The 13,957-nt window shown below is 71.0% G+C and carries 13 protein-coding genes and 1 riboswitch; of the genes, 7 read left to right on the top strand and 6 right to left on the bottom strand.

Annotation, left to right across the window (positions count from 1 at the left end):
* Window positions 1-60: 60 nt before the first annotated feature.
* Complete coding sequence (locus DSC45_RS10245; RefSeq protein ID WP_119289348.1) at window positions 61-426, bottom strand: Rv2175c family DNA-binding protein; 366 nt, start codon at window positions 424-426, stop codon at window positions 61-63.
* 182 nt (window positions 427-608) lie between these two features.
* Window positions 609-1,832, bottom strand: coding sequence for an NAD(P)/FAD-dependent oxidoreductase (locus DSC45_RS10240; RefSeq protein ID WP_240434569.1), 1,224 nt, complete (start codon window positions 1,830-1,832; stop codon window positions 609-611).
* Window positions 1,833-2,112: 280 nt separating this feature from the next.
* A riboswitch (TPP riboswitch) is annotated at window positions 2,113-2,226 on the top strand.
* On the opposite strand from DSC45_RS10240, the gene thiO reads away from it, so the two are divergent.
* The 5 genes from thiO (at window position 2,223) to DSC45_RS10215 (ending at window position 7,523) form a co-directional block, all read left to right on the top strand.
* Complete coding sequence (gene thiO, locus DSC45_RS10235) at window positions 2,223-3,455, top strand: glycine oxidase ThiO (protein WP_119289344.1); 1,233 nt, start codon at window positions 2,223-2,225, stop codon at window positions 3,453-3,455. It overlaps the preceding riboswitch by 4 nt.
* Window positions 3,452-3,685, top strand: coding sequence for a sulfur carrier protein ThiS (thiS, locus tag DSC45_RS10230; RefSeq protein ID WP_119289342.1), 234 nt, complete (start codon window positions 3,452-3,454; stop codon window positions 3,683-3,685). Before thiO ends, thiS begins: the two co-directional genes overlap by 4 nt.
* 5 nt (window positions 3,686-3,690) lie before the next feature.
* Window positions 3,691-4,485 (top strand): thiazole synthase, encoded by a 795-nt coding sequence (locus DSC45_RS10225; RefSeq protein WP_119289341.1) that lies wholly within the window; start codon window positions 3,691-3,693, stop codon window positions 4,483-4,485.
* Between the two features lie 109 nt (window positions 4,486-4,594).
* On the top strand, window positions 4,595-6,565 hold the full coding sequence (gene pknB, locus DSC45_RS10220) for a Stk1 family PASTA domain-containing Ser/Thr kinase (protein ID WP_119289339.1): 1,971 nt from the start codon (window positions 4,595-4,597) through the stop codon (window positions 6,563-6,565).
* A gap of 58 nt (window positions 6,566-6,623) precedes the next feature.
* Window positions 6,624-7,523 (top strand): deoxyribonuclease IV, encoded by a 900-nt coding sequence (locus tag DSC45_RS10215; protein ID WP_162929181.1) that lies wholly within the window; start codon window positions 6,624-6,626, stop codon window positions 7,521-7,523.
* A 20-nt stretch (window positions 7,524-7,543) separates the two neighbouring features.
* Here the strand turns inward: DSC45_RS10215 and DSC45_RS10210 are convergent, their stop codons facing one another.
* The gene (locus tag DSC45_RS10210) at window positions 7,544-8,170 is read right to left on the bottom strand and encodes a sulfite oxidase-like oxidoreductase (RefSeq protein WP_119289335.1); all 627 of its coding nucleotides are present in this window, start codon (window positions 8,168-8,170) and stop codon (window positions 7,544-7,546) included.
* Between the two features lie 152 nt (window positions 8,171-8,322).
* On the opposite strand from DSC45_RS10210, the gene bfr reads away from it, so the two are divergent.
* Entirely contained in the window at window positions 8,323-8,802 is a 480-nt protein-coding gene (bfr, locus tag DSC45_RS10205; RefSeq protein ID WP_119289334.1) for a bacterioferritin, read from the top strand.
* 16 nt (window positions 8,803-8,818) lie between these two features.
* Here bfr and DSC45_RS10200 read toward each other — a convergent pair whose 3' ends face one another.
* Entirely contained in the window at window positions 8,819-9,055 is a 237-nt protein-coding gene (locus tag DSC45_RS10200) for a (2Fe-2S)-binding protein (protein ID WP_240434568.1), read from the bottom strand.
* A 200-nt stretch (window positions 9,056-9,255) separates the two neighbouring features.
* Window positions 9,256-10,602, bottom strand: a complete 1,347-nt coding sequence (locus tag DSC45_RS10195) for a class II 3-deoxy-7-phosphoheptulonate synthase (RefSeq protein WP_162929193.1) — start codon at window positions 10,600-10,602, stop codon at window positions 9,256-9,258.
* A 332-nt stretch (window positions 10,603-10,934) separates the two neighbouring features.
* Between DSC45_RS10195 and DSC45_RS10185 the strand changes: the two genes are divergently transcribed.
* Entirely contained in the window at window positions 10,935-12,866 is a 1,932-nt protein-coding gene (locus tag DSC45_RS10185; protein WP_119289327.1) for an anthranilate synthase family protein, read from the top strand.
* On the opposite strand, the gene DSC45_RS10180 is transcribed toward DSC45_RS10185, so the two are convergent.
* Window positions 12,806-13,813, bottom strand: coding sequence for a 2-hydroxyacid dehydrogenase (locus tag DSC45_RS10180; protein ID WP_119289325.1), 1,008 nt, complete (start codon window positions 13,811-13,813; stop codon window positions 12,806-12,808). The genes DSC45_RS10185 and DSC45_RS10180 overlap by 61 nt on opposite strands.
* Window positions 13,814-13,957: the final 144 nt, after the last annotated feature.

Raw genomic sequence — 13,957 nt, 5'->3', positions numbered from 1 at the left:
CGCGGACCAGCTGTGGTCGGAGCCCCGGTCCGGCCGGTCACCGGCCGGACCGGCGGGCCCTCAGACGGCGAGCGCCTGTGCGCGGCGCTTCACCTCCGTACCGCGATTCTCACCCAGGGCCTGCGCGGGGGTGCCGGGCAGGGTGTCGTCGGGAGTGAAGAGCCACTCGAGCATCTCTTCGTCGGTGAAGCCGTCGTCCCTCAGGAGCGTCAGGAGGCCGGAGAGCCCCTTGACGATCTTCTCGCCGTCGATGAAGTCGGCGGGTACCTGAAGCACCCTGTTCTCACCACGGCGTACGGCGATCAGCTGGCCGTCCTTGACCAGCTGCCGGACACGGGTCACCTCGACGTCGAACCGTTCGGCGATGTCGGGGAGGGTGAGCCAGGCGGGGACGAGAGCATCGATCTTTGCGTCAATCTCAGTCACGGGGACAAGCCTGCCATCTGGGGCTGACAGTCGGTACCCGATACTCGACCGTTTGCCGGGGACCCGCAGGCTCCGGCGGTATCGGCACGGGCGTCACGTGCGTGACCGGGGCGCGGTTTCACGCGCGGAAAGCGCGGTCCACGCGCGCGTGGACCGCGTCGAGTGCCGATCCGGGCAACCGGTCACTCCGCCGCCAGGACGGCCTTCTTCAGCGGCACCGCCGGATCGGCCAGCAGTTGCGGGTCCAGGAGTGCCCCCGCGTCGATCAGCCTGCGCCCCTGGGCGAGGTCGCGGGGCCGTCCGACGGCGAGCAATGCGACCAGGGCTCCGTCCTTGAGCCAGCACATGGACCAGGCCGGGCCGTTCGGGTCCCCGCGCCCGACGCTGGAGTCGGCCGCCGCGTGATGTCCGGCGTACTGCACGAAGCGTCCGAACTGCTCGGACCAGAAGTACGGCACCGGGTCGTAGTCGGGCGGGTTCTGGCCGAGGATGTCCGCGGCCACCGTGCGCGGGCCCTGGAGGGCGTTGTCCCAGTGGTGGACCAGCAGGCGTGTGCCGTAACGGGCGGACGGGAAGGACGCGCAGTCGCCGACCGCGTAGACGTCCGGCGCGGAGGTGCGCAGGCGGCCGTCGGCGAGGACCGCACCGTCCTCGCCGAGTGCGATGCCCGAGCCGGTGAGCCAGCGGGTGGCCGGCACGGCGCCGATGCCGACGACGACCGCGCCCGCGGGTACCCGGGTGCCGTCGTCGAGGACGACGGAGGAGGCTTCGACGCGCTCCACGCGCGCGTGGAGGCGCAGTTCGACGCCCGCGGCCGCGTACCAGGCGGGCATCGCCTCGGTGACCTCGGCGGGCAGCGCCCCGACCAGTGGCCGGTCCGCCGCCTCCACCACGGTGACAGCGCAACCGGCCGCACGGGCCGCGGTGGCGAACTCGGCGCCGATCCAACCCGCCCCGACGACGACGATCTCGTGCTGCGCGGCGAGCACCGGACGCAGCCGCTCCGCGTCGTCCAGGGTGCGCAGCAGATGAACCCCCGCGATCCCCTCGGCCCCCGGCAGCGCCCGCGGCTCGGCGCCGGTGGCGATCACCAGCACGTCGTACGCAACGGGTCCTTCGGCGGTGTCGAGACGGTGCTCGGCGGGCCGTACGCCGGTGACGGCGAGACCGAGGCGCAGTTCCACCTCGAGCTGCTCGAAGTCGACGTCGAAGGCGGATCCCTCGGCCGTCCCGAGCAGTACCGCCTTGGACAGCGGCGGCCTGTCGTACGGCTGATGGGGCTCCGCGCCGATGAGGGTCACCCGCCCGGTGAATCCGCCCTCCCTGAGGGCGACCGCGGACTGCACCCCCGCCATGCCCGCTCCGACGATGACGACGTGCCGCGCCTGCTGCGTCTGCTCACTCACCCGGCCACTGTAATCACCTGACGATCCGTCAGGACATGGGGCGGGGGCGGCCGCACCGTACGACCTCGGCCCGCGCATCCCCTGACCGCTCCCCCACCCCGCAAAGCAGCCTTCCCGCGCGCCGGGTCCCGCTCGGCCGCTCGCGAAGCACCCCTCCCGACGACAGCGTGCGCCGACGACAGTCCGCACGCACAGCCCCATCAGCCTCACGAGCCCCGCCCGTACCTCAGGTACGCCTCCCTTCAGCGGCCACGCGCGCGGGGGCTACGCTGGCCGGGTAGCAGCAGCACGCGGGAGCCCGGACGCACGGGCTGAGAGGGAGGCTGACGCGGCCTCCGACCGTACGAACCTGATCCGGGTCATGCCGGCGAAGGGAGGAGCGGGACACCCATGCCAGCACGTACCACTTCCGACGTCCTCGTCATCGGGGGCGGAATCATCGGCCTGGCCACGGCCTGGCGGGCCGCCCAGCAGGGACTCGGCACGGCGGTCGCCGATCCGGCGCCGGGCGGCGGCGCCGCCCAGGTCGCGGCGGGCATGCTCGCCGCCGTCACCGAACTCCACCATGGCGAGCAGGCGCTGCTGGCCCTCAACCTGGCCTCCGCAGAGCGCTATCCGGACTTCGCCGCGGAACTGACCGAGGCCACCGGCCAGGACCTCGGACATCGCGTCTGCGGCACCCTCGCCGTCGCCCTGGACGCGGACGACCGCGCCGAACTGCGGGAACTGCACCTCCTGCAACAGCGTTCCGGGCTCGACTCGCAGTGGCTCTCCGGGCGGGAGTGCCGTCGCCTCGAGCCGATGCTGGCCCCCGGGGTGCGTGGCGGCCTGCGGGTCGACGGCGACCACCAGATCGACCCGCGCAGGCTCGCCGCCGCCCTCGTCACGGCCTGCGAGCGGGCCGGTGTGACGTTCCACCGGCAGCGCGCCGCGCGGCTCACCGTGACCGGAGGCCGGGTGCGCGGTGCGGTGCTCGACGACGGCACCGCGCTGACAGCCGGACAGGTGGTCCTGGCCGCGGGCAGCCTGAGCGGCGAGCTGGCCGGGGTGCCTGCGCACGTCCTGCCGCCGGTACGGCCGGTGAAGGGCCAGGTGCTGCGCCTGCGTATGCCGGCGGGGCGGGCACCGTTCCTCGGCCGCACCGTTCGGGCCGTGGTGCGCGGCAGTTCGGTCTACCTGGTGCCGCGGGAGAACGGCGAGCTGGTCGTCGGCGCCACCAGCGAGGAGCTCGGCTGGGACACCACGGTCACCGCGGGCGGCGTCTACGCGCTGCTGCGCGACGCCCACGAACTCGTGCCCGGACTCAGCGAGTTGCCGCTCACCGAGACCCGGGCGGGACTGCGCCCCGGCTCGCCCGACAACGCCCCGCTGCTCGGCCCGACCGCACTGCCGGGACTGCACCTGGCGACCGGCCACTACCGCAACGGCGTCCTGCTCACCCCCGTCACCGGGGACGCCATGGCCCACGTACTGACGACCGGTGCCCTCCCCGACGCCGTACGCCCCTTCACGCCCACCCGCTTCGAGAGCCCACCCCCGGGACCGGCCGCCCTGCCCGCCGCCCAGCAGCACGGGCGGCGTGCGCAGCAAGCCCGGCACGACCAGGAGGAGCAGACCGTATGAAGCCTTCCCCCGACACCGTCCGGACGGGCCCGGCCGTCTCGGTCAACGGCGAGACCCGCTCCCTGGCGCGGGACACCACACTCGCCGAGCTCGTCGCCACCCTGAGCGCCTCGCCCTCCGGGGTCGCCGCCGCGGTCAACGAATCCGTCGTCCCGCGCGGGGAGTGGCATCGCACGACACTCACCGACGGAGACCGGGTCGAGGTCCTCACCGCCGTACAGGGAGGCTGAAAGCCATGGCAGACGATCCCCTGGTCATCGGATCCACGACGTTCTCGTCGCGGCTCATCATGGGTACCGGCGGCGCCCCCAGCCTCGACGTCCTGGAGCGCGCGCTCACCGCCTCCGGCACCGAGCTCACCACGGTCGCGATGCGCCGCCTCGATCCCACCGTCAAGGGCTCGGTGCTGTCCGTACTGGACCGGCTCGGCATCCGCGTACTGCCCAACACCGCAGGCTGCTTCACGGCCGGCGAGGCGGTCCTGACCGCCCGGCTCGCACGCGAGGCCCTCGGCACCGACCTGGTGAAGCTGGAGGTGATCGCGGACGAGCGCACTCTGCTGCCGGACCCGGTGGAGACCATCGACGCCGCCGAGACCCTGGTCGACGACGGATTCACGGTCCTGCCGTACACCAATGACGATCCGGTGGTCGCCCGCAAGCTGCAGGACGTCGGGTGCGCGGCGATCATGCCGCTCGGCTCCCCCATCGGCTCGGGACTCGGCATCCGCAACCCGCACAACTTCGAGCTGATCGCGGAGCACGCGCGCGTGCCGGTGATCCTGGACGCAGGAGCGGGCACCGCTTCGGACGCCGCGCTGGCGATGGAGCTGGGCTGCTCGGCGGTGATGCTGGCCTCGGCGGTGACCAGAGCACAGGAGCCGGTCCTGATGGCCGAGGCCATGCGGCACGCGGTGGAGGCCGGGCGGCTCGCACATCGGGCGGGGCGGATCCCGCGCAGGCATTTCGCCCACGCATCTTCACCGACGTCCGGTTTGGCCCAACTCGATCCGGAACGACCGGCTTTCTGAGTGGCTCCGGTCACGGCTCCGGCTCGAACGGTCACAGCTGCGCTGCAGTAGAGCCCCGAGAGCAGCGGGCGGGACGGTCCTGTCGGCGACGGCTCGTACACTCGCCTGCGTGGACACGACCCTCCAGGACCCGCTCGTCGGCCAGGTGCTCGACGAGCGGTACCGCATCGATGCGCGCATCGCGGTCGGCGGGATGGCCACGGTCTACCGGGCCGTGGACACCCGCCTCGACCGCGTGCTCGCACTCAAGGTGATGCACCCCGCCCTCGCCGCGGACACCACGTTCGTGGAGCGCTTCATCCGCGAGGCGAAGTCGGTGGCGCGGCTCTCCCACCCGAATGTGGTCGGCGTCTACGACCAGGGCACGGACGGCAGTTACGTCTACCTGGCGATGGAGTACGTGGCGGGCTGCACCCTGCGCGACGTCCTGCGCGAGCGCGGCGCCCTGCAGCCGCGCGCCGCCCTGGACATCCTGGAGCCGGTCCTGGCCGCCCTCGGCGCCGCCCACCGGGCCGGCTTCGTACACCGCGACATGAAGCCGGAGAACGTCCTGATAGGGGACGACGGCCGCGTCAAGGTGGCGGACTTCGGCCTGGTCCGCTCGGTGGACACGGTGACCAACACGACGGGCGCCGTGCTCGGCACCGTCTCCTACCTGGCGCCCGAGCAGATCGAGGCCGGCACCGTCGACCCCCGCGTCGACGTCTACGCGTGCGGGGTGGTGCTCTACGAAATGCTGACCGGCGGCAAGCCGCACGCCGGCGACTCCCCCGCCCAGGTTCTCTACCTGCACCTCAACGAGGACGTTCCACCGCCGTCCGCGGCCGTCCCCGGGCTGCCCTACGTACTCGACGAACTGGTCGCCGCCGGCACCGCGCGCAACCCCGAGCTGCGCCCGCCGGACGCCGTCGCCCTCCTCGCGGACACCCGCCGCGCGCGCGGCACGCTGACCGAGGACCAGCTCGACGCGGTACCGCCCGGCGCTCGCGCCACGGAGCACACGAACACGGACGACCGCACCAGCGTGATCCCGCGCACCGCCGCGGGCGTCGGCACCGCGCACGCGCGGCAGCTCGAGCTGCCCGAGCCGGCGGGGGCGGCCGAGGACGAGCAGTTGAACCGCACGAGCCGGTTCGTGATGCCGCCCGCGCCACCCGTCGGGCGTCCACCGGGCGGCTCCCGGCTCGCACGGGCCTGGCACAGGCCGCGCCGCGGCGTGCTCCTCACCGTGACCGCCGTACTGCTTGCGCTCGGCCTCGGCGCCGGTGTCTGGTACATCAACTCGGGCCAGTTCACCCGCGTCCCGCCGCTGCTCAGCAAGACGGAGAAGCAGGCCGCGTCCGCGCTCGACGACGCCGGTCTCTCGGTGCGCGAGGTGGACCGGGCCTACAGCGTCGCCTACGACCGCGGCACGGTGATGAACAGCGCCCCGAAGGCCGGTGACCGCATCCGCAGCAACGGCCGCGTGAAGCTCACCATCTCGCTCGGCCCGCGCATCGTCACCGTCCCGAACGTGAAGAACGAGACGCTGTCCGAGGCCAGGAAGGAACTGGACAAGAGCGGTCTCAAGCCCGGGATGGTCAAGCGCGCGTTCAGCGAGGACGTTCCGCGCAACTCGGTGATCGGCACCGAGCCGGCCGCGGGCAGCAAGCGCAAGCCCGGCAGCGCGATCGCCCTGACCGTCAGCAAGGGCAGCCCGATCGAGGCGCCCGACGTGGTCGGCGAATCACTGGACGACGCACGCGGTGAGCTCGAGGAGGCCGGCCTCGAGGTCAAGGTGGCCTCCCAGCGGATGTTCTCCGAACACGACGAGGGCGACGTCGCACGCCAGAAGCCGGGCGAGGGCACGCAGCTCGCCACCGGCGACACGGTGACTCTGACGGTCTCCAAGGGCCAGGACATGGTCGAGGTGCCGGACGTCGAAGGCATGCAGAAGGACGAGGCGCGCAGCGAACTCGAGGACGCCGGATTCGAGGTCAAGGTCCAGAGCTGGTTCATCGGCGAGAAGGTCTGGGACCAGTCGGTGGCCGGCGGCGAAGAGGCGAAGCGGGGCAGCGAGATCACCATCCGCGTGCGCTGACGCCCGCACGGCCGGGCCGCCGTCCGGGCACTGGCGGCTCCGTGTCACCCTGGACGGCGTGACCAGCAAGAACCTTCGCAATCCCGTCGGCGGCCATGTCCCGGTGGCAGGCGGCCTCGCATCCGTCGGCCTGACGTACGCCCGCGAGATGGGCGCCGAGTCCGTCCAGGTCTTCGTGGCCAATCCGCGCGGCTGGGCGACGCCCACCGGCAATCCGCAGCAGGACGAGGCCTTCCGCACGGCCTGCGCGGACGAAGGGCTGCCTGCTTTCGTCCACGCTCCGTACTTGATCAACTTCGGTTCCCACACGGCCGCGACGGTCGACCGGTCGGTGGATTCGCTGCGGCACTCGCTGCGCCGCGGGCGCGAGATCGGCGCACTCGGCGTCGTCGTGCACACCGGTTCGGCGACCGGCGGCCGGCACCGCGAGGAGGCGCTGCGTCAGGTGCGTGAACGGATGCTGCCGCTGCTCGACGAGCTGACCCACGAGGACGACCCGCAGCTGCTCCTCGAATCGACGGCCGGACAGGGCGCCTCGGTCTGCTCGCGCACCTGGGACTACGCCCCGTACTTCGAGGCCCTGGACGCACACCCGAAGCTCGGCGTCTGCCTCGACACCTGTCACATCTTCGCGGCCGGACACGACCTCACGGGTCAGGACGGCATGCGGCAGACCCTCGATCTGCTGGTCGACACGGTCGGCGAGGGCCGACTGCGACTGATCCACGCCAACGACTCACAGGACGTGGTCGGCGCACACAAGGACCGGCACGCGAACATCGGCGCAGGGCACATCGGACTTGACCCGTTCCGTGAGCTGCTCGCCCACCCCGCGACGGAGGGGGTTCCGCTGATCATCGAGACGCCCGGCGGCAAGGAGGGCCACGCGGCCGACGTGGCCCGACTCAAGGAACTCCGGGAGCTCCCGGACCGCCGAGCGCTCGCCCGCACCGCTTGAGGAACGCGCCTGCGCAGGCGCTACAGCTCAGGCCCGTCGCCGGGCTCCTCCTGGTAGGAGTAGCGCTGCTCGCGCCAGGGGTCGCCGACGTTGTGATAGCCGCGCTCCTCCCAGAAGCCGCGCCGGTCGGCCGTCATGTACTCGACCCCGCGGACCCACTTGGGCCCCTTCCAGGCGTACAGATGCGGAACGACGAGGCGGAGCGGGAAGCCGTGCTCCGCGGTGAGCGGCTCCCCGTCACGATGCGTGGCGAAGATGGCCTGCTCCGACGCGAAGTCGGCGAGGCGCAGATTGGAACTGAAGCCGTACTCGGCCCAGACCATGACATGCGTGACGTCAGGGGCCGGGGGCGAGAATTCCAGCAGCGTACGGGACGACACTCCGCCCCATTCGGCGCCCAGCATCGAGAATTTCGTGACGCAGTGCAGATCCGCGACGATAGTCTCGTACGGCAGGTCGCCGAATTCCTCGTGGGTCCAGCAGTGCTTGTCCCCGTCGGCGGTGGCGCCGAACACCCTGAACTCCCAGCGTTCCGGCCGGAATTTGGGGACGGGGCCGTAATGGGTGACCGGCCATCCGCGCTGCAGCCGCTGCCCTGGCGGAAGTTCCGACCGCTCCGACACTCCGCGACTTTCCGGCTGACCCATGCGTCCATCCTGACAGACCGGGCAGGGTGGACGTGACCAGGTCTGCACCGATTCGGGCAACTCCTACTAAGCATGCACTTACTGGACGCCCCACGGTGCCGATGCAAGGATGCGCGCACCTGCCCCGAACGCGCCTGGAAGGAGCCTCTGCCATGCAGGGCGACCCCGAGGTCATCGAATTCCTGAATGAGCAGCTGACCGCCGAGCTCACCGCGATCAATCAGTACTTCCTGCATGCCAAGATGCAGGACAATTTCGGCTGGACGAAGCTCGCCAAATACACCCGCGCCGAGTCCTTCGACGAGATGAAGCATGCCGAGATCCTCACCGACCGCATCCTGTTTCTCGACGGACTGCCCAACTACCAGCGGCTGTTCCACGTCCGGGTCGGCCAGACGGTCACCGAGATGTTCAAGGCGGACCGGCAGATCGAGGTCGAGGCCATCGACCGGCTCAAGCGCGGTATCGAGATCATGCGCGCCAAGGGTGACATCACCTCGGCGAACCTCTTCGAGTCGATCCTCGAGGACGAGGAGCATCACATCGACTACCTGGACACTCAGCTGGAGCTCGTCGAGAAGCTCGGGGAGCCGCTCTACATCGCGCAGCTGATCGAGCAGCCGGAGGGCTGACCGCGGCGACCGCGGCTCAGGCCGCTTCCGGTAGTCCGGGCCTGGCGAGGGGCTCGGCCTCCGGAGCCGGTACGGGTTCGGGGGCCAGGGCCGTCGCGCTGGACCCCTGCTCCACGAGCTCGCGCCGCGGGCACGCACCCCGGCCGAGCAGGGACTGGATGCGGCGGACACAGGAACCGCAGTCGGTGCCCGCCTTGCAGGCTGAGGCGATCTGCCGCGGGGTGTACGCACCGTCGTCCACGTGCTGCTTCACCTGCTGCTCCGTGACACCGAAGCAAGAGCACACGTACACGCGGTTCACCTCCCCGGGCTTGGTTCGGGATCGATCCGTACGGCCTGTCCCGATGATTCGGTGAGGCTAACCTAACCGTACCCGGCCTGCTCCGGCCACAAAACGCTGTGGGGCACGAATCACATCGATCCGTGCCCCACAGTCGTACGTCCAGCCAGGATCTACTGGTCCCGGTACATCTCCGCGACGAGGAATGCCAGGTCGAGCGACTGGCTGCGGTTGAGCCGCGGGTCGCAGGCCGTCTCGTAGCGCTGGTGCAGATCGTCGACGAAGATCTCGTCGCCGCCGCCCACGCACTCGGTGACGTCGTCACCGGTGAGCTCGACGTGGATACCGCCCGGGTGGGTGCCCAGGCTCTTGTGGACCTCGAAGAAGCCCTTGACCTCGTCGAGCACGTCGTCGAAGCGGCGGGTCTTGTGGCCGGAGGCGGCCTCGAACGTGTTGCCGTGCATCGGGTCGGTCACCCAGGCGACCTGTGCACCCGATGCGGTGACCTTCTCGATCAGGGTCGGCAGCTTGTCGCGGATCTTGTCCGCGCCCATCCGCACGATGAACGTGAGCCGGCCGGGCTCGCGGTCCGGGTCGAGACGCTCGATGTACTGCAGCGCCTCCTCCGGGGTCGTCGTCGGGCCGAGCTTGATGCCGATCGGGTTGCGGACCTGGGAGGCGAACTCGATGTGCGCGCCGTCCATCTGCCGGGTGCGCTCGCCGATCCACACCATGTGGCCGGAGGTGTCGTACCAGTTCCCGGTGCGGGAGTCGGTACGGGTCAGCGCAGTCTCGTAGTCCAGCAGCAGCGCCTCGTGGGAGGCGTAGAACTCGACGGTCTGGAACTCGGCGGGGTCGGTGCCGCAGGCGCGCATGAAGTTGAGCGCCATGTCGATCTCGCGGGCGAGCTGCTCGTAGCGCTGGCCGGACGGGGACGACTTCACGAAGTCCTGGTTCCAGGCGTGCACCTGGCGCAGGTCGGCGTAGCCGCCGGTGGTGAAGGCGCGGACCAGGTTCAGCGTCGAGGCGGAGGCGTGGTACATCCGCTTCAGGCGCTCGGGGTCCGGGATCCGGGCCTTTTCGGTGAAGTCGAAGCCGTTGACGGAGTCGCCGCGGTAGGTCGGCAGGGTCACGCCGTCGCGGGTCTCGTTCGGCTTGGAGCGCGGCTTCGAGTACTGGCCGGCGATGCGGCCGACCTTGACCACGGGCACCGAGGCCGCGTACGTCAGGACGGCGCCCATCTGCAGGAGCGTCTTGAGTTTGCTGCGGATGTGGTCGGCGGACACCGCGTCGAAGGCCTCGGCACAGTCGCCGCCCTGGAGCAGGAACGCCTCCCCCTTGGCGACGGACGCAAGGCGGGCGCGCAGCTGGTCACACTCGCCGGCGAAAACCAGCGGGGGATACGACTCGAGGTCCGCGATCACATCGCGCAGCGCCTCGGCATCGGGGTACTCGGGCTGCTGCGCCGCGGGAAGGTCTCGCCAGGTGTTGCCACCGGTTGCGGTGGTCTTAGCGTTCACGGTCACCTCGTCAACATTACGGGGTCGTCAGGCGTGCCCTGCGCCCGGACCACTGGGTGAGACGCGCTGTCCGGTTCCGCAGGAGCCGGCAGACACCTCGCCCATGCGGGTGACCGGGTCGCGAGACGCGAGTGCCCCCGCGCCCCCGGGTCCGCTAGGGTTCCCGGCATGTTCGCGCACACGACCCGTAACTGGTGGTGGACCGCTCAACCGGCGGCCCACTGACTGCGCGTATCCGAAGACGCGAAGGCCGCCCGAGGGGCGGCCTTTTCCATGTCCGGGGCCGTTCCTCCCACTCGAACCGTCGACGTGATCCGACTGGAAGGAACACCATGCCGCTGAACCGTCTGCTCGAGGACGACTCCCCGCCGTTCGCACTGCTGCGCCGCCGCACTCCGGGCCGCGATCACGACACCGTCGAGGTGCTGATCGGCCCCACCCACGAGGCCGAGCGCCTCGCGGACATCCCCGAGAGCCCGCTGCCCGTGCTCGCCCTGGTGCCGTTCCGGCAGATCGCCGAGCGCGGCTTCGACGTACGGGACGACGGCACGCCGCTGACCGTCCTGACCGCGTCGCAGAGTTACGAACTGTCCGTGGCGGAGGCGCTGGAGCAGCTGCCCGCGCACGAGGTGCGGGTCACCGACGGGGCCTTCGACGTGGACGACGAGGCGTACGCGGAGATCGTCGAGCGGGTGCTGCGGGACGAGATCGGCCGGGGCGAGGGGGCGAACTTCGTCATCCGCCGGAACTTCGAGGGGCGGGTGGACGGCTTCTCGCGGGCGGACGCTCTGGCCCTGTTCCGCCGGCTTTTGGACGGCGAGCGCGGGGCGTACTGGACGTACGTCGTGCACACCGGAGGCCCGCAGGGGCGCACGCTGGTCGGTGCGAGCCCCGAGGTGCATGTGCGGATGAGCGGCGGCACCGTCGTGATGAATCCGATCAGCGGTACCTTCCGCTACCCCGAAGGGGCGCCCAGCGCGGACGATCTGCTCCGGTTCCTCGACGACGCCAAGGAGACGGCCGAGCTGTCCATGGTGGTGGACGAGGAACTCAAGATGATGTGCACCGTCGGCGACATGGGCGGGGTGGTGGTGGGTCCGCGCCTGAAGGAGATGGCTCATCTCGCGCACACGGAGTACGAGTTGCGCGGCCGTTCCTCGCTCGACGTGCGCGAGGTCCTCCGGGAGACCATGTTCGCCGCGACGGTCACGGGCTCGCCGGTGCAGAACGCCTGCCGGGTGATCGAGCGGTACGAACCCGCCGCGTCGGACGGCGCCGGCCGCGGCTACTACGCGGGCGCGCTCGCACTGATCGAACGGGACTCGGGCGGCGCCCAGACCCTCGACTCCCCCATCCTGATCAGGACCGCGGACATCGCGGCGGACGGGCGGCTGAAGGTGGCGGTCGGCGCGACCCTGGTGCGTGACTCCGATCCGCGGGCCGAGGTCGCCGAGACGCACGCCAAGGCCGCCGGTGTACTGGCCGCGCTCGGGGTGCGCCCGGGGCGTGCACACGAGGAGGGCCGACGGGGGCGGCTCGCCGACGATCCCCGGGTGCAGGAGGCGCTGGATTCCCGGCGGGCCTCACTCGCGCCGTTCTGGCTGCGGATGCAGGAGCGGACCGCTGAGCTGAGCGGGCACGCGCTGATCGTGGACGGCGAGGACACCTTCACATCGATGCTGGCGCATCTGTTGCGGTCCTGCGGGCTCGATGTCACGGTGCGGCGCTACGACGAGCCGGGGCTGCGGGAGGCGGTGCGGGCCCATGAGGGGCCACTGGTCCTCGGCCCCGGGCCTGGCGACCCGGCGGATCTCGGGGATCCGAAGATGCGGTTCCTGCGGGAACTCGCCGCCCGGGCGGTGCGCGAGCACCGGCACGGGGTTCTCGGGGTCTGCCTGGGCCACGAACTCCTGGCCGCCGAGCTGGGGTTGGAGATCGTACGCAAGCAGGTGCCGTACCAGGGGGCGCAGGTGCGGATCGAGCTCTTCGGGCGCCCGGAGACGGTCGGCTTCTACAACAGCTTCGTGGCGCGCTGCGACGACGAGGGCGAAGCGGAACTGGCGGCGCACGGGGTGCGGGTGTCCCGGGACGCGGCCAGCGGGGAGGTGAACGCCCTGAGCGGACCGGGATTCGCCGGGGTGCAGTTCCACCCGGAGTCGGTGCTCACGCTGCGCGGCACGGCTGTCGTCTCGGAACTGGTGCGTCAGCTGGTGGCGGGCGGGGCCGGGACGAGCACGTTCTCGCTGCGTCGGCCCTCGGTGTAGTCGAGGACGTTCTGCAAGGTGGTGGCGATGATCTCGCCGACCGCGTCGACGGTGTAGTACGCCTGGTGCGAGGTCACCACCACGTTGGGGAACGTGACGAGGCGGGCCAGGGTGTCGTCCTCGATGCCCTGGATCGACTTGTCGAGGAAGAAGAGCCCGGCCTCGGCCTCGTAGACGTCGAGGCCGACGCCGGCGAAGCGGCCGAGGCGCAGCTCGCCGACCAGGGCCTCGGTGTCGATCAGGCCTCCGCGGCTGGAGTTGACCAGGATCGCGTCGTCCTTCATGGACTTCAGCTGGGCGGCGCCGATCAGGTGCTCGGTGGCCGGCAGCAGGGGTACGTGCAGGCTGATCAGGTCGGACTCGGCAAGGAGGCGCTCCTTGTCGACGTACTCCATGCCGAGTTCCTCGAGGGCCGGGTTCTCTGCGACGTCCCAGCCGAGCAGGCGCATGCCGAAGCCGTGGGCGATCCGGGTGAAGGCTTCGCCGATCTTGCCGGTGCCGAGTACTCCTGCGGTACGCCCGTGCAGGTCGCGGCCGAGCAGACCGTCGAGGCGGAAGTCGAAGTCGCGGGTGCGGCCGGCGGCGCGGACGATGCGGCGGTTGACGGCCATGGCGAGGGTCCAGGCGAACTCGGCCACCGAGTACGGCGAGTAGTACGAGACACGGGCGACGGTGAGGCCGAGCCGCTCGGCGACCTGCAGGTCGATGTTGTTGAAGCCGGTCGAGCGCTGGGCGATGAACTGGGTGCCGCCGGCTGCGAGGGTCTGCAGCACGCGGTGGTTGAGGCTGGCGTTGACGCTGGTCGAGACGGCCTCGTAGCCCGCCGCGATGGGGGCGGTGTCCTCGTTCAGGAAGACGTCCACGCAGCGGATGTCGTGGTGGCCCGCGAAGGCCCTCTCGAGCAGCGGCCGCTCGTCGGACTGCACACCGAACGCCAGGATCTCCACGTCTCGTCCCGTCTTCTCGTCGCTGCGGCTTTCGTCTGCTTTGCGCAGTGCACCGGACAGGGCGAATATACGGCGGTGTCCCGGCCGGGACACTCCGGAGCGCTCGGTGGAGCACGGCCGGCCGGGACCACGGATCGACGGACA

The sequence above is a fragment of the Streptomyces sp. YIM 130001 genome, assembly GCF_003574445.1.
Taxonomy (GTDB): Bacteria; Actinomycetota; Actinomycetes; order Streptomycetales; family Streptomycetaceae; genus Streptomyces.
Note: the sequence above shows the minus strand (reverse complement) of the source record. Positions and strands in the feature narration are given on the sequence as shown.